This is a genomic window from Polaribacter sp. R77954 (assembly GCF_044595335.1).
Classification (GTDB): domain Bacteria; phylum Bacteroidota; class Bacteroidia; order Flavobacteriales; family Flavobacteriaceae; genus Polaribacter.
This window is the reverse complement of sequence record NZ_CP138992.1, coordinates 327,050-346,491: the sequence shown is the minus strand read 5'-3', so window position 1 is coordinate 346,491 and position 19,442 is coordinate 327,050. Positions and strand designations below refer to the sequence as shown.

The following is a 19,442-nucleotide window of genomic DNA, read 5'->3' as shown; positions in this document are numbered from 1 at the left end:
TTTTTAAAAGTATATTCGCATCCTCATAAATTCGCTTTTATGAGGTTTATTTTTTCTGATAAAATTCTAATAAAAAATGTCAATCCTTCAATATATAATTCAGCAAACACAACTTTCTTCTAAATCTGTAGAAAATACAATTTCTCTTTTAAATGAAGATGCTACTATACCTTTTATAGCAAGATATAGAAAGGAATTGACGGGAAATTTAGATGAAGTTCAGATTGGCGAAATTGTGAAGCATAAAGAAGTTTTTGAAGCTTTAGAAAAACGCAAAAAAGCAATTTTAAAAGCATTAGAAGAACAAAATGTTTTAACATCAGAATTAGCAGAAAAAATAACCAATTCTAAAGATATTATTGCTTTAGAAGATTTGTATTTGCCTTTTAAGAAAAAACGAAAAACCAAGGCAGAAACTGCTCGTTTACAAGGTTTAGAACCTTTGGCAAAAATGATAATGAGTCAGCGTGTAAATGATTTAGACTATACCGCTTCAAAATATATTAAAAATGATGTAGAAACATTAGATGATGCTTTAGAAGGCGCACGTTTTATCATTGCAGAATGGATTAATGAACGTACAGATATTAGAAATACTATTAGACGTGAGTTAGAACGTTTTGCGCAAATTTCATCAAAAGTAATAAAGAAAGAAATTGATAATGAAAAAGCGCAAAAATTCAAAGATTATTTTGATTGGAGCGAATCTTTAAATCGAATTCCATCTCATAGATTATTGGCAATTTTAAGAGCAGAAAACGAAGGTTTTATCAGAATTAAAATAGAAATTGATTCAGAACGATTATTACAAAGAATTGAAAATAGAATTATTCGCACTCAAAACGAATGTGCAACACAAATTGAATTGGCTATAAAAGACGCTTTTAAACGTTTGTTATTTCCTTCTTTATCAAATGAAGCCTTATCAAAAGCCAAAGAAAAAGCAGATGATGAAGCTATTGTTGTTTTTTCTAAAAACTTAAAACAACTCTTGTTAGGTGCTCCTTTAGGCGAAAAAAGAGTGTTAGCTATTGATCCTGGTTTTAGATCGGGTTGTAAAGTAGTTTGTTTGAATGCTCAAGGAGAATTGAAACACAATGAAACCGTTTTTCCACACGCTCCTCAAAATCAATCTTTTGATGCGATGAAAAAAATCAATTTTTTAGCAGAAGCTCATAAAATTGAAGCGATTGCTATTGGAAATGGAACAGCTTCTAGAGAAACTGAACAACTCGTTAAAAAAATTCAGTTTAAAAATAATATAGATGTTTATGTGGTGAGTGAAGCTGGTGCTTCTATTTATTCAGCTTCAAAAATTGCCAGAGATGAATTCCCGAATTACGATGTTACAGTTCGTGGCGCAGTTTCTATTGGTAGACGATTACAAGATCCTTTGGCTGAATTGGTTAAAATTGATGCAAAATCAATTGGAGTGGGTCAATATCAACACGATGTTGATCAAACTAAACTCAAAACATCTTTAGATACAGTTGTAGAAAGTTGTGTAAATACAGTAGGTGTAAACATTAATACTGCTAGTGAATCTTTATTGAGTTATGTGTCTGGAATTGGGCAAAAACTCGCAGAAAATATTGTACAATACAGAACCGAAAATGGTGCTTTTAAGTCTAGAACTGCAATTAAAAAAGTGCCACGTTTAGGAGGAAAAGCCTATGAACAAGCTGCAGGTTTTTTAAGAATTAAGAATGCTAAAAATCCTTTAGATAATTCTGGAGTGCATCCAGAAAGTTATGTTTTGGTTGATAAAATAGCGAAAGATGTAAAAACCAAAGTGGCTGATATGATAGGAAATACAAAAATTCTTGAAAAAATAAACCTTAAGAATTATATTTCAGAGACTGTAGGTTTGCCTACTTTACAAGACATTATCAAAGAATTAGAAAAACCAGGAATTGACCCGAGAGCAAAAGCAAAAGTATTTTCTTTTGACAAAAATATTAAAACCATTGCCGATTTAAGAATTGGGCAACTCTTGCCAGGAATTGTAAATAACATCACCAATTTTGGTTGTTTTGTAGATATTGGGATTAAAGAAAGTGGTTTAATTCACGTTTCTAATTTATCAGATACTTTTGTAAAAGACGTCAACGCTATTGTTTCTTTACAACAGCAAATTATTGTAAAAGTTTTAGAAGTTGATGTGGTTAGAAAACGAATTCAATTGGCTTTGGTAAAGTAAATTTTATTACCTTTAAATTATGACTAAAAAAGAAAAAACAGATTCTTGGGATGACTTGAGTGATTTTCAAAAAAATGAAATTCAACAAGAGGTTAACGAATTAAATAAAAAGAAAAAAGTCTCTTGGGAAGATGTTAAGCAAAAACTTTCAAAATTAAAATAAAACACATTTTATTACGTTTTAAAAACCAAAACATTTAACTGCCATTTTTTCTTTACAATCAGAAATTGGTGTGAAAATTTTAGACGTTGATGTTGCTAAAAAAAGAGTTCAATTGGCTTTAGTGAAATAAACTTGGCAAACAAGTTTAGGTACTATCTTTAATTCCTAATTTTATTCTATTAATTTTTCATTATTTTTGTTTTAACAGAGAGGAAACACACTGTGATCATTCACTGGAAGTTTACCTTGTGTAGCCTCAATTTTATTGGGGCTACTTTTTATGCCTTTTTCAAAGGCAAACAGAGAGTAAAGCTCCTGCTCCTCTTCTTGGAATTTCACCTTATAGTTTGGATCATAAGCTTCGTTTTTGTTCCATAAATAATAAATCATTGTTAATAGCTTTTTCTGAACAGCAACATAGCTTTTCATCTTAATTCCGTGCTTTTTATAAGTTCTATCATATAAATCTTTAAATTGTTGTACTTCACATTGAATAACAACTAAAGAAGGCATATACAAGGCTCGTCGGATTCTGGAATTTCCTCTTTTCGATATTTTTGTCTTTCCAACTCTAGTTCCAGATTGTGCTTCAACCACATCAAAACCTGCATAAGAGACTACTTGTTTGTAATTATTGAAGAGTGTAAATCCATTCGTTTCTGCAAGAATTACCGAAGTTGTTAAAATACCTAAACCTTTGATAGTGCAAATATTTTCAACTTTTTCTAAAACTTCTTTATTAGACGCTATATGTCCTAAAATCGCTTTATCTAATTCTTTAATTTGTGATTCAAACAAACTAATATTTTCTTTTAATTGTGCTGTGACAGAAGCTAGCTGATGCATTGCGTGACTTAAAGCATCTAATTGATTTTTAATAATTGTTTTTAATTCCGTGAGATTTTGACGCTGTCTTGTTAACAAACGCAATTCATAGAAAAAAACACCCATAGGTTCCCAAGCTTGTAAACATTGTTCAGCCCCCATTTGTGATAATCCTTTGGCATCAATAGAATCGTTTTTAGATTTTAAACCCAAACAGTCTAAATATTTTTTTGCCTTATTTGGCAAAATAATAGAAACTGTAAATCCTTTTTCGTGCAAAAAATAAGCACAGTTTTCGTGATAAATACCTGTAGCTTCCATACATATTACTACTGGAATCGAATCTTTTTGATGTTTTAAAATCCAAACTATTAAATCCTCAAATCCCTTTTTTGTGTTTAAAATCTTTTTGCTAGATTTTACAATTACTCTTTGTCTTTGATCGATAACGCTTATGCAAGCATCAATCTTTTTACTCGAAACATCTAAACCTACTGAATACTTTAAATTCATCTTTTAATATTTTAGGATAAACAAAAAAATTACAAGGGTCTTCGCTCATTTTTTATGCAGCATCTAATTTGTAAAACTAGTGCTTAAGTACTATTGAAACTTAAATGTAATTAAAACCAAGTAGATTAGCCTAAAGTCCACAATATCATCAACAGATGTATTTCGCCCAGATACAATTTTGCTACTTGGTCTTGTTTATCAATTTCTAATTCTAAAGATAGAAAATTTAGATATCTTTGAATATAACAAAGATATGAGCCCAGATTGAAGCATTTGTTTGAGCTCTTTTTTGCCTTTTTCGGGCAAAAAAAGCGAGTGCTGAAAGCTGGAAATAGCTTCGAAAAAAATTACCAATCAATAGGAAAATAGTCTTTCAAAAACTTGCCAGACCAATGTTTACCCGTGTTTATACCATCAATTAAAGGATCCATAACTCTTGCTGCACCATCTACAATATCTAAAGGTGGTTGAAAATCGTGGACTTCTGCTTTCTTTTTCGATAATTCAGCAGGATCTTCATCTGTAACCCAACCTGTATCTACAGCATTCATAAAAATCCCTTTTTTGGCAAAGGTTGCAGAAGAGGTGTGTGTTAACATATTTAAAGCTGCTTTTGCCATATTTGTATGCGGATGTCTGTCTACTTTTTTAAATCTGTGAAACTTCCCTTCCATTGCAGAAACGTTAATAATGTGTTTTTTACCTGTATTTTCTTTCATCATTAAATTTGATAAACGATTACACAACACAAAAGGCGCAACCGCATTTACCAATTGAACTTCTACCATTTCTGTAGTTTCTATTTCACCTAAACGCAAACGCCAACTATTGGTTTTTCTTAAATCTACTTGTTGTAAATCGGCATCTAATTTTCCTTCGGGAAATACTTCTGAGGTTTGTAAAGAATTGTCAAAACTATACGGAATTTGAGATAACTCTGCCGAATTTCGCAATCCAATTCCAGGTTCTGGTCCGTGCCAAGTTACAGGTAATACATTGTTTTTGGCTGTTTTTGATGATGAAACACTTAAATCAGCTATTTCTTGTAAACATTCAGCGTGATTTTCTAATAACTTTTGCGCCAATTTTGGTAATTGATTTATTGGTTTTTTCTCATTTTCCATCATATGACTATAAAATCCTGATGGTCTTCTTACAGTTTGTGCTGCATTATTAATAAGAATATCTAACCGATCGTATTTCTGTTCTATATAATTACAGAAAATTTCTACACTAGGTATGTGCCTTAAATCTAAACCGTGAATGTGCAAACGATCGCTCCAATCTTTGTAATCTTCTTCTTTTGCAAAACGAATGGCAGAATCTGCAGGAAAACGCGTTGTTGCAATAACAGTGGCTCCAGAACGTAAACACATTAAAGTAATATGATACCCAATTTTTAAACGCGAACCCGTAATTACAGCTACTTGACCTTTTAAATCTGTGGTTTGAAAACGTTTTGCGTAATTTAAATCGCCACATTCTGTACACATTGTATCGTAAAAGTGATGCAATTTTGTATACACGGTTTTGCAAACATAACAGTTTCTTGGCGATTCTAATTCTGGTGTATCTTCTGGTATTGCAGCTGCACCTAATAATTTAGGCGCAACAAATAAAGCGGCTTCTCTTGCAGATCGAATTCCTGTTGATTTTCTTGCGTGTTTGTCGCTTTCTTGTTGCTTGCGTTTTGCTGCTTTTTTGGCATCTTTTCTGCGTCGTTGAAATTCGTCTCTATTTGGGCGAGACAATTCTCCTGCAACTTTAAAAAGTGCAATTCTTTGTGTTTCAGGAATTTCAAATAACTGATTTGTGTCGTCTAACAAACTTTGTATTGTTTTAATACAAGATGTAATTTCAGGATTTTCTTTATGCTCACTCATTTTAAAATCAAAAATATTAATTTCTCTTTTTCTTTTTTGAATTTTCCTCTTTAGAAACTTTAGTTGTAGTTCTTGCTAAATAATCTGCCAAAATTTTATCAACCAATTCTTCTTTTGTTAAATGATGAAAAATAGTTTTTATCTTTGCTTTAAAATCTTCTGAAACGGTTTTATTAGGTTTGGTTTTAAATATTTTTTTCGCCCAAATTAAACCATTGTTTTCTTCTATACTTTGCGCATCTGCTTTTTCATATCTAGAAAATGATATTCCTAATTCTTTTTCAAAATCGGCAATATCAACTACTTCCTCTTGCTGTAAAATCGTTAAAGAAAGACCTTTTGCTCCTGCTCTTGCTGTTCGTCCACTTCTATGCACATAAGCATCATAAGTATCTGGCAAATGATAATTAACCACATACCCAATTTCTTTTACATCAATTCCTCTTGCTGCTAAATCTGTTGCCACTAAAATATCTATATGCCCTTCTCTAAATTGCCCCATAATTCGATCACGAATTCCTTGGGTTAAACTTCCGTGAATTGCTCCAGATGAAAATTTATTAATCGCTAAATTCTTGGCTAATTTATTAACTGCAGCTTTTGTTTTACAAAAAATAATACCTCTTTGTCTTTCTTTAGCATTTAAAAAATGCAACAAAACTGCTAACTTTTCAATAGGCTCAACCACTACATATTGATGATCAATTCCTTGATGACCAACAGTTTTCATATCAGCTGCTATTGTAACAACCTCTTTAGCCATATAATTATTTACCAGTTGCCTAATTGCGCCTGGCATTGTGGCTGTAAATAGAAAAGTTCTTCTTTTTTTCGGAATTTCTGCAATAATTGCATCTAAACCTTCTTTTAAAGCACTCACCATTTCATCAGCTTCATCTAAAATAAAATACGAAATCTTTTTAAGGTTAATGGCTTCACGTTTTACTAAATCTGCCAAACGTCCTGGAGTTGCAACTACAATATGTGTTGGTTTTTTTAAACGTTCAATTTGAGGTTTTATAGGAATTCCGCCACAAATAACAGCCATAGAGATTTCTGAATTGTATGTAGAAAATGATGCTAAATTTTGATGAATCTGCTGCCCTAACTCTCTAGTTGGAGCTAGAATAACAGCCTGAATATCGTTGTTTTTTAGATCAATTAATTGTAACAAGGGCAAACCAAAAGCAGCAGTCTTTCCTGTTCCTGTTTTTGCCAATGCAACAATATCTTTTTGTTGATTTAATATTACAGGAATCACTTTTTGTTGAATATCTGTAGGCACAGCAATTTTTAAATCTGCTAAACTTTTTACTATTTCTGGTTGAATTCCTAAACTCGAAAAATCTCTTGACATAAAAATAATTTGTACAAAGATAACTACACTTTTGTTGATGCGCTTTTTTTATTTAGTTCATTTTGTTGGTCATCTATTTTAAAAGAAAAAACAGTGCTATTGCCTTCGGATTTTTTAAACTAGAAGAGAATCTTAACTATATATGATTGTAAAATTTTGACATTTGATTTTTATCAAAATAAATAATATAAATAGTTTTTGATACTTTTGTTTAGTTGATATGATTGAAAAAAAGATTTATTAAAATGGGAAAGAAATTAACAGTCTATATGATTGACAAGACAGCTTATGGTCCGAGATTAAGTGAAATTGGAAATTGGGTTGGTAAAGCCATTTATAGTCCTAGATCTTCAATTAATAAAATAATCAATAGAACTGAATTTGATAATCCTGGTGTTTATTGTTTAAAAGGTGATCCTACTGATGATGCTTTTGATGAAAAAATTTATATAGGAGAAGCAGAAAATATAAAAATTAGATTAAAACAACACTTAAGCGATCCAAATAAAGACTTTAAAGAATTAATTTTCTTTATTAGTAAAGATGAATTGCTAACAAAAACCCAAATAAGATATTTAGAATCTAGATTAGTTCAAATTGCAATTGAAGCAAAAACAGCTCAGATAGATAATGGAAATTCACCAAGTCTTCCTACTTTGCACGAAGCCGATATTTCTGATATGGAATATTTTATAGAACAGATAAAATTAATTTTACCTGTTATGGGCTTCAAGTTTTTAATTTCATCAACAATTAAAGAAAATGATAAAAATGCTTTTGCTGATAAAAAATCAATTCACGAAACCTATTTTATCAAAACAAAAACTTTTCAAGCAACTATGCAAGAAACAGATCAAGGTTATATCGTTTCTAAAGGTAGTGAGGCTAAAAAAAGTTTGTCAAAATCTTGTACTGAAACTTATAGAAATATGAGAAGAAAATTAGTAGAAACAGGTATTATGAAAGAAAATTCTGATAAACTGATTTTCACAGAAGACACTGTATTTAATAGTCCAAGTGCTGCGTCTAATATGGTTTTGGGTAGAAATTCAAATGGTTTTACAGAATGGATAACTAAAAATGGATTATCATTTAAAGAAGTTCAAGAAGATATCAACAATTAAATTTTATAGTTAAATTATTCCCTATTTTCGATTCCGCAAAAAACAACAATGAAAGTCTGTATCGCCGAAAAACCAAGTGTAGCCAGAGAAATTGCTAACATTCTGGGAGCCAACACAAAACGTGATGGTTACTTTGAAGGCAATGGCTATGCTGTAACCTATACTTTTGGTCATTTATGCACTCTGTTAGAACCTAAAGATTACAAACCTCATTGGAAAAGTTGGGATTTGAATAATTTACCCATGCTTCCTGAACGTTTTGACACCAAAGTTACAGGCGATTCTGGTATTAAAAAACAGTTTAATATTGTAAAATCGTTATTCGAAAAAGCAGATGTTGTCATTAATTGTGGGGATGCTGGAACAGAAGGAGAACTCATACAACGTTGGGTGATAAATCAATGTAACTATAAAGGAAAAGTACAACGTCTTTGGATTTCTTCGTTAACTGAAGAAGCCATTAAAGACGGATTTAACAATTTAGAATCCGCAGAAAAATACGATAATTTATATTATGCAGGTTATTCTAGGGCTATTGGAGATTGGCTTTTAGGTTTAAATGCAACGCGTTTGTACACTGTAAAATTTGGGGGTTACAAACAAGTTTTGTCTGTGGGTAGAGTGCAAACTCCTACTTTAGCAATGTTGGTGAACAGGTATTTTGAAATACAAAATTTTAAGCCACAACCTTATTGGGAATTGCAAACTACATACAGAAATATACTTTTTAATTACGAAGATGGTCGTTTTTTAAAAAAGGAAGATGGACAAGTTTTAGCGGATAAAGTAGCACAATCTGATTTTGAAATTGTTTCTGTTACCAAAAAGAAAGGAAAAGAATACGCTCCAAAACTGTTCGATTTAACAGGTTTGCAAGTATATTGCAACAATAAATTCGGTTTTTCTGCAGATGAAACTTTAAAAATCGTTCAGAAATTATACGAAATGAAAGTAGTTACCTACCCAAGAGTTGATACCACTTTTTTACCCAATGATTTATATCCTAAAATTCACGGAATTTTATCGAAATTAACAAATTATAGCGAACTTACGCAACCACTTTTAGGCAAAAAAATAAAGAAAACCAAACGTGTTTTTGATGATAAAAAAGTCACAGATCATCATGCCATTATTCCTACAGGAATTCAAGGAAATTTGCAATACAATCAGCAACAAGTTTATGATATCATTACAAGAAGATTTATTGCTGTTTTTTACCCAGATTCTGATGTTTCTAACACTTCTGTAATGGGTAAAGCTGCAGAAGTGCCTTTTAAAACTACTGGTAAGGAAATTATAAATAAAGGTTGGAAAGTCGTATTTGAAGGTAAAAATGTAAACGATGAGACTCTGAAACAAGTTCAGAGTGAAAAAGGAAGTTTGCCTTCCTTTATCAAAGGAGAAAAAGGAAAACACGAACCCTCTTTTTTAGAAAAAGAAACAAAACCACCAAGAAACTTTACAGAAGCTAGTTTATTACGGGCTATGGAAACTGCTGGCAAACAAGTAGATGATGATGAAATGCGAGAGTTGATGAAAGAAAACGGTATTGGAAGACCATCAACTAGAGCAAGTATTATTGAAACGTTATTTAGAAGAAAATATATAGAGCGTAAAAAGAAATTAGTTTTGCCAACCCAAACTGGTATTGATTTAATTAACATTATTGATAACGAACTGCTAAAATCTGCTGAATTAACAGGTAGATGGGAAAAACGGTTGAAAGAAATTGAACGTGGCGAATTTAATGCTGGAACGTTTATCAACAATATGAAAAAAATGGTGGATGAATTGGTGTATGAAGTTCGGTCAAATAAATCTTCCAAAAGAATTTCATCTGTCATTTCGAGCGCAGTCGAGAAATCTACAAAAAAAGATACTGAAAAAAGTTCAGCACCAAAGAAAAAGCAAGTTGCAGGTAAAACTTGCCCTAAATGTAAAACAGGTAAACTGTTAAAAGGTTCTACAGCTTTTGGCTGTTCTGAATATAAAAATAATTGCGATTTAAAAATTCCTTTTAAAATTTATGATAAAAAAGTTTCTGAAAATCAGATTATAAGATTAATTGATAAAGGTTGTACTACCAATTTAAAAGGATTTGTTTTAAATGATGAAAAAGTTGAAGGCTTAATTCGTTTTGATGATAATTTTAACCTGAAACTTGAACCTAAAAATAAGATTTCTCCACAAGGTCGAAATGACAAAAACCGTGCAGAGCAATCATCAGAAAAAATTTCTTGCCCAAAATGTGCAAAAGGAACCATTTTAAAAGGTAAAACTGCTTATGGTTGTTCTGAATATAAAACTGGTTGCGATTTTGTTTTTACTTTTAATAACATCAAAAAAATGGCAAATGGCAAACCATTGACTAAAGAATTGGTTTTACAAATATTAAAAAGTTAGTTTGTTTTACTTGTAATACTTAGTTGTTTAAATTTACTTTTAATGGAATAAAATCACTTATCCTAAGAAGTAAAATCATTTGTTCAGAATAAGAATTTTAGTTCGCATTTTTTTCTGTAATTTGTAAAACGTTTAAAAACCCATGTGCGTTGCTTGTTCCAAGACCGCGAATATTTATATCGATAATTCCTTCATCATTAGGTAGAATATCAGTTATAGAAATTAATTCATATAAATTATTCTTATGGTTTACAGAAGCTTTAGCGTTATTGATACTTATTTCAGTAGCAGTTCCAATATAATTTCTAGAACAAAAAGCTATAAAATCATACGCCTTGGTTGTATCTAAATTAGAAAGCCTTAAGGTTGATGTTGATCCATTTGGTGTTTTAAAACAGTCTCTTTCAGCTTCGTATGGAAAGTTTGCTAAAGGATCATCACTTGTACCAGAAAAGTGTGCATCATGGTTTTCAAATGGAGCGATAACTTCTATATCTATGCCTGTTTCTGAGGCTGTAGTAGTGCTTAAATTTGTAAGTTTAGCTCCAGTAGATACTCCAATACCAGGATTGCTAAAGCTATTCCATGGAAAAACCAATTCATACCCATTTACACTTCTACCAAAATCTATTTGAATTACCATTGCATTTGATAAAACAATAACTTTATCAATTCTTTCTTGTAACTGCTCTTTAAAATTACCATTACTTAAAGCAGAAACCAATTGTTGTGCAATGTTTAAGTCGCTTTGCGATTTAGAATTTTCTAAATTTTCTACAGCTACTTCAGCTTTTAATCTTGAAGAAATTAGACTTTCATATGCTGGATAATATCCGACATTAATCAAAGCGTTGTTGTTGCCTAAATTTTTATAATTTATAGACTCTGAATGGTTGTCAAACCCTTGGTATTCTATACTTGAAATATTTGCATCAGCATCTATTAATAATGATAATGAATGTTCTCTAAAAGAATCATCAACATCCATAAAATCTAAAGAGAGTGTAACTGTATTCTCTTTTTTAGATTGATTAATTTTAGTGTTTTTTGAACATATTAAATATTCATAAACCGAATCTATTGTTGACATCCACATATTATCTAAGCCAGATGAACCATATCTAGAGGCTAACCCTTCCATAACCCATTTAAAAGACTCGAACCTCATAGAACCACCATTGGTAGTTTCATTTTCACCCAAGTTAACTCTGTGAGTTCCTAATGTAATCCACACGTGTTGATTATTGTCTGATTTGGCATTTGTTAATAATGTTTCAATAAAATCGAAATCGCTAGAAGTTCTGTTGATGGTATTATCTTTCCAAGTATCAAAATCTCTAGACAAACCTAAAGCAGGTTTTGTTATCCAATATTCTGCGTATCTGTTCGAACTATGACCAAATTCGTTATTAGGGTTGTTAATATTATTCACCAATTTTAAATAGCCTTCTTCTGCCAATTCTATAGTTATTGGATCATAAAGCGGATCGTTACTTGGAGCTGTAAAATTTCGTAACTTTAAACCAAGTACTTCTTTTAACTTTTTGTAATTTTCTGTTATTTGAAAAAGTATTTCTTGATCTCTAATTTCAGGGTCATTATTAAAACCAGGTGATGTAAATTGATTTTGTGCAGACCAACTATGATTTGTTATTGAAAAATTTTTCACATAACTATCCTTCAACATAAATGCATTCATGTTACTAATTGGATTATCATCAAAGTTAATTGAACTCATATTTACATTTAAAGTGGCCGAAAACGGAATATTATTTCCTGCCCCATCTGTATAAAATAACCCTGGATAATCAGGAATACTTCCTTCATTATGTATTATGGTTCCTCCAGTAAACATAGGTACAGCAACTCTATATTGGCCCACTAAACCATCATCTAAATCAAAACTAAACGCAAATTCTTTATCGTATTTGTAAAATGCCTTTTCAACATTTACATAAGTTGGTTCAGCATCAAAAGTGATTGTAATTTTTTTTGAATTTGAAGCATTCATATGCGTTTCAGAAAAAAATATACCCGAATTTATACCTTGTGCATGCGCTACTGTAGTAAATAACCACAAAAAGAAAGCTATTTTTTTCATACTCTATAAAAAGTTTTTTATTGATACTACTAAAAAGTGAGTACCATCAAAAATAGTGGTAATAAGGTTTTTAGAGTTTGCATTCAAATCCATAATTGGAGTTATCTTATCAGGAAATAAAAATTGAATTCCGTAATCTAATGTCCATTGCCCAGTGGCATCTTGGTTAACCAAAAACATATAAGTTGCTCCTAATATCGGGCTTGTAGGATTCTGTAAAATGGTGTCTTCAGTTAATACAATTTTATATAGGTTACCTTCTGTACCACTCCAAGAAATACTGCCTGCACTTGAGTTTAATATGTTAATTTTATTGCTAATAACTCCTGATAATTGAGCAGTTGAACTAGCTTCTAAATAGGAATTTCCGGCGATACTATCTGCAGTTTTAGCATGCAAAGCAAAAGGTACACTTAATATCTGACTTGTTCCTGTTATGCTATAATTTGCTCCACCAGTTAAATCAATTTCAGTTTTAATAAAATAAGTACCAATTGACCAGTTAATATTAGAAAAATCACCAGTTAAAACAGCCCCTTCTCCAATTTCTAAACTCACTAACCCATTATTATTGGTTGTAGGTGTTTGGGTTTCTACATATACAGGAGTACTTCCTTGTAAAATACTGATTTGCATACCTACTTGTTGACTTACAACTAAGGTATTATTGACATCTCTTAATACAGCTTGGTAACTCATTTTTTCTGGAGCTTGACCATAGGTAAATAAAGAATTTAAAATAACGATAACTACTAATACTATTTTTTTCATAATGATTTATTTCTTGATAATTTTCAGAGCTTTTAATAATAAATTAGATTTGGTAACTTTTAGCAGATAAACTCCATTAGAAATATCTTGTATTTCAATTGTTGTTTTTATGTCAATAATTCGTCCACTCTTTAATTGTTTTCCTTGAAGATCAAAAAGAGCGCACTCCAATTTATCTTGAGGCGTATTAGATGTTTTTAAAACAAGTTCATCAGAAGTTGGATTTGGATAAGTGGTAAGCGTAAGGATCATAGATTTATCATCTAAAACACTGAGCACCTGAAATTCAAAAGGCTGTTGAACTCCTTGAGCAACTGAACCAGTATTACTAGAGGCAGTTGTATACACTAATTGACCAAGAGTAAAGGCTACAGAACCTGAATTACTACTATTAGTAATACCTGAAGATGTTATGGAAGTTTGTGAATATAAAAAAGGTGTTATACATAACAACACACCCAAAAAGATGTTTTTTTTCATAGCTTTTTCTTTTAAAATAACTTTTTTAATCTTCTCCTTAATACTAAAGAATAATGATCATTACAAAAATACTTTTTTTTAAAAAACAGGCAAATAAATAACTTTTTTAAATTTAAAGGAATCCTATTATTTAGTTCATTCATCATTTAGATCTTTATCTAATAAAAATAAAAAGATAACGTCGACTTAAGTCATTTTCCATTCTACCTTAAACAAAGTAAAAATATTTTATCACAGTAAATAAATTGTACGGTTATCCGTAAAACTCAAATAAAATTCAAATTGTTAAGGGCCTCTATTATTAACTTATAGCAATCCATTCATCAAATAAATTTTTGAATAATTTTATGACTTAAGTTCTGCATAACTTTTCTGATATAATATGTTGAAAATTAACAGAATCTCATTTTGAGCTTTACATCATAAATTTTAAAAATAATCCCAAATAAACTACTCAAAAGCTTGATCTTTAAACTATATTAGTAACTTCTTGAATAAAAAAAATAATAAGCCAAACTTTTAATGGATTTTACAAACCCACTTGTGTACGGAGTTCCTTGTTTTTTAGGACTCATTTTATTAGAATTAACGTATAGCAAGCATCACAAAAAAGAAGAAAATAAAAAAATTTATAAGTGGAAAGATCTAGCAGCCAGCCTAACTATGGGTATTGGTTCTGCAATTTTAGCGCCCTTAACCAAAACTATTGCTGCTATTGTTCTTTTTACTTTTATATATGATGTTTTTAACCCAGTGATAGATGGAGTTAGAACCAATATTATGGGTTACGAATCTTTTGGTTACGCTTGGTATGTTTGGTTAATTTGCCAAATATTAGACGATTTTAGTTATTACTGGTTTCATAGGCAAAATCATAATGTTCGTTTTTTATGGGCTGCACATATTGTACATCATTCTTCAGATAATTTTAATTTAGGAACTGCAGTAAGAAATGGTTGGTTTACTATTTTCTACAAACCCTTTTTTTATATGTGGATTCCTGCAATTGGTTTTCCTCCAGAAATGTTAGTGGTTTGTTTAGGAATTGAAGCTTTATGGCAATTCCAATTACACTCTGTGTACATTCCTAAATTAGGTTTCATAGAAAAGTTTATGAATACACATACCATGCATCAAGTGCATCATTCTCAGAATTTTGAGTATATGGATAAAAATCATGGAGGGTTTTTAAATATATTCGATAGAATGTTTGGTACGTTTAAAGAATTGGATGAAAATATCGATATTAAATATGGTGTAACACATCCACCAAATTCATACAATCCTTTTGTTATTTTAACGCACGAATATGTAGATATTTGGAACGATATGAAAAAATCTAAAAACTGGTATCATAAATTTATGTATGCTTTTGCTGCTCCTGGTTGGAGTCATGATGGGAGTTCTTTAACCATTAAACAACAAAGAAAGTTGTTAAGAAAACAAGAAAATGAATTGGTATCATCTTAAAAACAGCAAACAAGTCTAGGTACTATCTTTAATTCCTAATTTTATTCTATTAATTTTTCATTATTTTTGTTTTAACAGAGAGGAAACACACTGTGATCATTCACTGGAAGTTTACCTTGTGTAGCCTCAATTTTATTGGGGCTACTTTTTATGCCTTTTTCAAAGGCAAACAGAGAGTAAAGCTCCTGCTCCTCTTCTTGGAATTTCACCTTATAGTTTGGATCATAAGCTTCGTTTTTGTTCCATAAATAATAAATCATTGTTAATAGCTTTTTCTGAACAGCAACATAGCTTTTCATCTTAATTCCGTGCTTTTTATAAGTTCTATCATATAAATCTTTAAATTGTTGTACTTCACATTGAATAACAACTAAAGAAGGCATATACAAGGCTCGTCGGATTCTGGAATTTCCTCTTTTCGATATTTTTGTCTTTCCAACTCTAGTTCCAGATTGTGCTTCAACCACATCAAAACCTGCATAAGAGACTACTTGTTTGTAATTATTGAAGAGTGTAAATCCATTCGTTTCTGCAAGAATTACCGAAGTTGTTAAAATACCTAAACCTTTGATAGTGCAAATATTTTCAACTTTTTCTAAAACTTCTTTATTAGACGCTATATGTCCTAAAATCGCTTTATCTAATTCTTTAATTTGTGATTCAAACAAACTAATATTTTCTTTTAATTGTGCTGTGACAGAAGCTAGCTGATGCATTGCGTGACTTAAAGCATCTAATTGATTTTTAATAATTGTTTTTAATTCCGTGAGATTTTGACGCTGTCTTGTTAACAAACGCAATTCATAGAAAAAAACACCCATAGGTTCCCAAGCTTGTAAACATTGTTCAGCCCCCATTTGTGATAATCCTTTGGCATCAATAGAATCGTTTTTAGATTTTAAACCCAAACAGTCTAAATATTTTTTTGCCTTATTTGGCAAAATAATAGAAACTGTAAATCCTTTTTCGTGCAAAAAATAAGCACAGTTTTCGTGATAAATACCTGTAGCTTCCATACATATTACTACTGGAATCGAATCTTTTTGATGTTTTAAAATCCAAACTATTAAATCCTCAAATCCCTTTTTTGTGTTTAAAATCTTTTTGCTAGATTTTACAATTACTCTTTGTCTTTGATCGATAACGCTTATGCAAGCATCAATCTTTTTACTCGAAACATCTAAACCTACTGAATACTTTAAATTCATCTTTTAATATTTTAGGATAAACAAAAAAATTACAAGGGTCTTCGCTCATTTTTTATGCAGCATCTAATTTGTAAAACTAGTGCTTAAGTACTATTGAAACTTAAATGTAATTAAAACCAAGTAGATTAGCCTAAAGTCCACAATATCATCAACAGATGTATTTCGCCCAGATACAATTTTGCTACTTGGTCTTGTTTATCAATTTCTAATTCTAAAGATAGAAAATTTAGATATCTTTGAATATAACAAAGATATGAGCCCAGATTGGAGTGGCATCCTTTTTATGCTGAACGAGATTTATAAACCCTTTTAAAAAATCAATTTCTTATGACTTAAAATGATGCTGAAATAAATTCAGCATACATAAAAAGATATAACGAAAAGCTGGAAATAGCTTTAAAAAAAAACTAATCAATCATATTTTTTAAATAAAACTTTTCTACTTTTTCTCTTGCCCAAGGTGTGGTTCTTAAAAATTTAAGCGATGATTTATAGGTAGGATTATTTTTAAAAGCATTGATATTTAAAGAGTAGCCTAATTCCTCCCAACCGTATTCTAAATACAATTCTTCTAACATTGTGGCTAATTTAATTCCGTGTAAAGGGTTATTGGGTTGTTCTTTGCTCATGATGTTATTGAATTTGAAATTTCCTGAATTTCATCTGAGGTCAAAATGGTTGTATTCGTATTCGTATTTGTATTTGTATTTGCTAAAAAATGCATACAATTTGCAATTTTCTCAGGATAAATCATTTTATACTTTTTTAAATTACCGATCATAATCGGATTTATAATACGCATTATTGCTTTTCCAATGCGTTCTCCTACTCTATTTTCATTGCGATTGCCACCAATTAAAGAAGGTCTTAAAATATAGGTGTTGGGTATGCTTTGTTTTAAAACGTCGCGTTCCATTTCGCCTTTTGTTCTGTTATAAAAAACCGCACTCTTAGCATCTGCGCCCATGGAAGACATGACTATAAATGTAGCAATATTATGCTGTTTAGCTAGTTTAGAAGCGGTTACAGGTATACCATAATCTATGGCTTTGTATAATTTTTTATCTTTAGTTTTGGCTGTAGTTGTGCCAATACAACAAAAGACTTCATCTGCTGTAAAGTCTTTTGCTGATTGTTTTAATGCCAAAACATCAATAAGATACTCTTTAATTTTGCTTGATTTTATGCCAACTGTTCTTCTAGAAAATAATTTTATTGTTGAATAATTTTCATCGTCAATAAGTTTCCTCAAAAGTATTCCTCCTGTTAAACCAGTTGCTCCTAAAATTATGGCAGTTTTACCCATTTTATTTATCTAAATCTGGGAGTACAAATTCATCTAAAACCGATTTTTTAGCCATCATTTTTTCGATTTCATCAGATTTTCTTGGTGATTCTCCTGACAGATTTACAGGCGCTCCATCAGTTACTAAAATGTCATCTTCTATTCGTACTGCAATTCCCCACCATTTTTTATCACAAGGACTACCTTCTGGAATATAAATACCAGGCTCCATAGTAACTACCATATTCTTTTCGAAATTTCCATAATTTCCTGGATCATGAACATCTAAACCAATGTGATGTGAAGTACCATGAGGAAAATAATTGTGTCTTTCTCCTACAGATTTTATGATACCTAGTTTAAACAAACCTTCATTAATAATTTTTCTTGCAGCTTGATTTGGTGCTTGCATACTTGTACCAATGGTGTACAAAGCAATACCTGCTTCTTGTGCTTCATAAACTAAGTCATAAATTGCTTTTTGTTCTTTGGTGAATTTTCCATTTGCAGGAATCGTTCTTGTAACATCTGCAGTATACCCTCTATATTCTGCGCCTAAATCCATCAAAACCAAATCATTACCTACTTTAGTTTTATTGTTTTCTATATAATGTAAAATACAACCATTATTTCCTGCACCTACTATTGATGGATATCCTTCGTATTCAGCACCATATTTTTTATATACAAATTCGTGAATTCCTTGCAATTCAGTTTCAGACATATGAGGTTTCATAGCTTTCATTACCTCATTTTGACCCACTGCAGAAATACGAATAGCTTTGGTTAACAATTTTAATTCTGCCTCAGTTTTTACCTCTCTCATTGTTGCCAAGTTTGATGATAAAAAGGTTAAATCTATATTTGTTTTTGGCTGTAAAGCCAAAGAAATTTTTTGTTGAATTTCCTTTTTTAATTCGTCAGTTTCAGCAGATTTGTATTTGTTCAATAACTCATCGTCTTTAATTTCAGGAGAGCGACTTGCCAATCTGTCTATAATACTAATTACGTTAGCGCTACTTTCAATAGGAGTTTCTGCAACATTATTATACACATACTCTTTCATCCTTGATAAAAACAACGAAGGATCATAACCCGCTTTTACTTTAAAACTTTTTACCAAATCAAAAATATCAGCACCACTTAAATCTCTATAATCATCATTAAATTTTTCGATAAATACGTTATCAAACTCTTTAAATTTTAATTCATCTGTTAAAAATTCACTTGCATTTTTGGCAACTTTAAACCCTAATTCAGTTTTTGCGCCTTCAACACCTAAACGTTTACCATTCCATTGTTCTGCTCTAGGATCTCTTTTTTGTACATATAAAATTTCGTTATAGGTATTACCCTCTGCATCAGTTTGATCTTCAGAAAACAAAACTAACACTCCATTTGGTTCTCTGTACCCCGTTAAATAATAAAAATTAGGGTCTTGATGAAAAACATAATCAACATCATTAGCTCTATTTCTAAGCGGGTTTGCAAATACTAATGTTACAGAATTTGCTGGCATTTTAGCACGTAAAATATCACGTCTTTCTTTATGAAATTCAGCTGGTAAATAATCTGTTGGCATTTGTGAAAAAGTATGTAAAGACATACTTAAAAATAAAATTGTAAAAAACTTTAAAATTCTCATGGTAATAGATTTAT

General features: G+C 30.8%; 15 protein-coding genes. 5 read left to right on the top strand and 10 right to left on the bottom strand.

All coding sequences use genetic code 11. From position 1 onward, the window contains the following. Positions 1 to 76 precede the first annotated feature (76 nt). Positions 77 to 2,200, top strand: coding sequence for a Tex family protein (locus SJY27_RS01485; RefSeq protein WP_397446476.1), 2,124 nt, complete (start codon positions 77 to 79; stop codon positions 2,198 to 2,200). A 19-nt stretch (positions 2,201 to 2,219) separates the two neighbouring features. Then, entirely contained in the window at positions 2,220 to 2,363 is a 144-nt protein-coding gene (locus SJY27_RS01480) for a hypothetical protein (protein WP_397446475.1), read from the top strand. 201 nt (positions 2,364 to 2,564) lie between these two features. Here SJY27_RS01480 and SJY27_RS01475 read toward each other — a convergent pair whose 3' ends face one another. The 3 genes from SJY27_RS01475 to SJY27_RS01465 all read right to left on the bottom strand — a co-directional run bounded on the left by SJY27_RS01475 (position 2,565) and on the right by SJY27_RS01465 (position 6,941). Beyond that, the gene (locus SJY27_RS01475) at positions 2,565 to 3,701 is read right to left on the bottom strand and encodes an IS110 family transposase (protein ID WP_397445156.1); all 1,137 of its coding nucleotides are present in this window, start codon (positions 3,699 to 3,701) and stop codon (positions 2,565 to 2,567) included. Positions 3,702 to 4,048: 347 nt separating this feature from the next. Further along, a complete protein-coding gene (locus SJY27_RS01470; RefSeq protein ID WP_397446474.1) occupies positions 4,049 to 5,584 on the bottom strand; it encodes an SDR family NAD(P)-dependent oxidoreductase in 1,536 nt (511 codons plus the stop codon). A gap of 16 nt (positions 5,585 to 5,600) precedes the next feature. Beyond that, positions 5,601 to 6,941, bottom strand: a complete 1,341-nt coding sequence (locus SJY27_RS01465) for a DEAD/DEAH box helicase (RefSeq protein WP_397446473.1) — start codon at positions 6,939 to 6,941, stop codon at positions 5,601 to 5,603. 245 nt (positions 6,942 to 7,186) lie between these two features. On the opposite strand from SJY27_RS01465, the gene SJY27_RS01460 reads away from it, so the two are divergent. Together SJY27_RS01460 and SJY27_RS01455 are read left to right on the top strand one after the other, a co-directional pair. After that, positions 7,187 to 8,065: a GIY-YIG nuclease family protein gene (locus SJY27_RS01460; protein ID WP_397446472.1), complete on the top strand. Its 879-nt coding sequence runs from the start codon at positions 7,187 to 7,189 to the stop codon at positions 8,063 to 8,065. Positions 8,066 to 8,113: 48 nt separating this feature from the next. Continuing rightward, positions 8,114 to 10,468: a DNA topoisomerase 3 gene (locus tag SJY27_RS01455; protein WP_397446471.1), complete on the top strand. Its 2,355-nt coding sequence runs from the start codon at positions 8,114 to 8,116 to the stop codon at positions 10,466 to 10,468. Between the two features lie 97 nt (positions 10,469 to 10,565). Here the strand turns inward: SJY27_RS01455 and SJY27_RS01450 are convergent, their stop codons facing one another. Genes SJY27_RS01450 through SJY27_RS01440 form a run of 3 tightly spaced genes read right to left on the bottom strand, consistent with a single transcriptional unit; the run spans position 10,566 to position 13,820 of the window. Next, entirely contained in the window at positions 10,566 to 12,569 is a 2,004-nt protein-coding gene (locus SJY27_RS01450) for a hypothetical protein (protein ID WP_397446470.1), read from the bottom strand. A 3-nt stretch (positions 12,570 to 12,572) separates the two neighbouring features. Further along, on the bottom strand, positions 12,573 to 13,340 hold the full coding sequence (locus SJY27_RS01445; protein WP_397446469.1) for a hypothetical protein: 768 nt from the start codon (positions 13,338 to 13,340) through the stop codon (positions 12,573 to 12,575). Between the two features lie 6 nt (positions 13,341 to 13,346). Next, complete coding sequence (locus SJY27_RS01440; RefSeq protein WP_397446468.1) at positions 13,347 to 13,820, bottom strand: T9SS type A sorting domain-containing protein; 474 nt, start codon at positions 13,818 to 13,820, stop codon at positions 13,347 to 13,349. Positions 13,821 to 14,342: 522 nt separating this feature from the next. Here SJY27_RS01440 and SJY27_RS01435 point away from each other — a divergent pair. Beyond that, on the top strand, positions 14,343 to 15,290 hold the full coding sequence (locus SJY27_RS01435) for a sterol desaturase family protein (protein WP_397446467.1): 948 nt from the start codon (positions 14,343 to 14,345) through the stop codon (positions 15,288 to 15,290). 71 nt (positions 15,291 to 15,361) lie between these two features. Here SJY27_RS01435 and SJY27_RS01430 read toward each other — a convergent pair whose 3' ends face one another. The 4 genes from SJY27_RS01430 to SJY27_RS01415 all read right to left on the bottom strand — a co-directional run bounded on the left by SJY27_RS01430 (position 15,362) and on the right by SJY27_RS01415 (position 19,428). Beyond that, entirely contained in the window at positions 15,362 to 16,498 is a 1,137-nt protein-coding gene (locus tag SJY27_RS01430; protein WP_397445156.1) for an IS110 family transposase, read from the bottom strand. 407 nt (positions 16,499 to 16,905) lie between these two features. Beyond that, the gene (locus SJY27_RS01425) at positions 16,906 to 17,127 is read right to left on the bottom strand and encodes a VF530 family DNA-binding protein (protein ID WP_397446466.1); all 222 of its coding nucleotides are present in this window, start codon (positions 17,125 to 17,127) and stop codon (positions 16,906 to 16,908) included. Beyond that, positions 17,124 to 17,804 (bottom strand): NAD(P)H-binding protein, encoded by a 681-nt coding sequence (locus SJY27_RS01420; RefSeq protein WP_397446465.1) that lies wholly within the window; start codon positions 17,802 to 17,804, stop codon positions 17,124 to 17,126. The genes SJY27_RS01425 and SJY27_RS01420 overlap by 4 nt, the downstream gene beginning before the upstream one ends. Position 17,805: 1 nt before the next feature. Further along, positions 17,806 to 19,428 carry an aminopeptidase P N-terminal domain-containing protein gene (locus tag SJY27_RS01415; RefSeq protein WP_397446464.1) on the bottom strand — a complete coding sequence of 541 codons (1,623 nt, stop codon included), beginning with the start codon at positions 19,426 to 19,428 and terminating at the stop codon, positions 17,806 to 17,808. Between the last annotated feature and the right edge of the window lie 14 nt (positions 19,429 to 19,442).

What these genes read in the sequence shown, in the direction of transcription:
- SJY27_RS01445 (WP_397446469.1), bottom strand. Translation starts at nt 13,340, where the DNA reads ATGAAAAAAATAGTATTAGTAGTTATCGTTATTTTAAATTCTTTATTT.
- SJY27_RS01460 (WP_397446472.1), top strand. Translation starts at nt 7,187, where the DNA reads ATGGGAAAGAAATTAACAGTCTATATGATTGACAAGACAGCTTATGGT.
- SJY27_RS01485 (WP_397446476.1), top strand. Translation starts at nt 77, where the DNA reads ATGTCAATCCTTCAATATATAATTCAGCAAACACAACTTTCTTCTAAA.
- SJY27_RS01455 (WP_397446471.1), top strand. Translation starts at nt 8,114, where the DNA reads ATGAAAGTCTGTATCGCCGAAAAACCAAGTGTAGCCAGAGAAATTGCT.
- SJY27_RS01440 (WP_397446468.1), bottom strand. Translation starts at nt 13,820, where the DNA reads ATGAAAAAAAACATCTTTTTGGGTGTGTTGTTATGTATAACACCTTTT.
- SJY27_RS01425 (WP_397446466.1), bottom strand. Translation starts at nt 17,127, where the DNA reads ATGAGCAAAGAACAACCCAATAACCCTTTACACGGAATTAAATTAGCC.
- SJY27_RS01435 (WP_397446467.1), top strand. Translation starts at nt 14,343, where the DNA reads ATGGATTTTACAAACCCACTTGTGTACGGAGTTCCTTGTTTTTTAGGA.
- SJY27_RS01480 (WP_397446475.1), top strand. Translation starts at nt 2,220, where the DNA reads ATGACTAAAAAAGAAAAAACAGATTCTTGGGATGACTTGAGTGATTTT.
- SJY27_RS01475 (WP_397445156.1), bottom strand. Translation starts at nt 3,701, where the DNA reads ATGAATTTAAAGTATTCAGTAGGTTTAGATGTTTCGAGTAAAAAGATT.
- SJY27_RS01430 (WP_397445156.1), bottom strand. Translation starts at nt 16,498, where the DNA reads ATGAATTTAAAGTATTCAGTAGGTTTAGATGTTTCGAGTAAAAAGATT.
- SJY27_RS01450 (WP_397446470.1), bottom strand. Translation starts at nt 12,569, where the DNA reads ATGAAAAAAATAGCTTTCTTTTTGTGGTTATTTACTACAGTAGCGCAT.
- SJY27_RS01465 (WP_397446473.1), bottom strand. Translation starts at nt 6,941, where the DNA reads ATGTCAAGAGATTTTTCGAGTTTAGGAATTCAACCAGAAATAGTAAAA.
- SJY27_RS01420 (WP_397446465.1), bottom strand. Translation starts at nt 17,804, where the DNA reads ATGGGTAAAACTGCCATAATTTTAGGAGCAACTGGTTTAACAGGAGGA.
- SJY27_RS01470 (WP_397446474.1), bottom strand. Translation starts at nt 5,584, where the DNA reads ATGAGTGAGCATAAAGAAAATCCTGAAATTACATCTTGTATTAAAACA.
- SJY27_RS01415 (WP_397446464.1), bottom strand. Translation starts at nt 19,428, where the DNA reads ATGAGAATTTTAAAGTTTTTTACAATTTTATTTTTAAGTATGTCTTTA.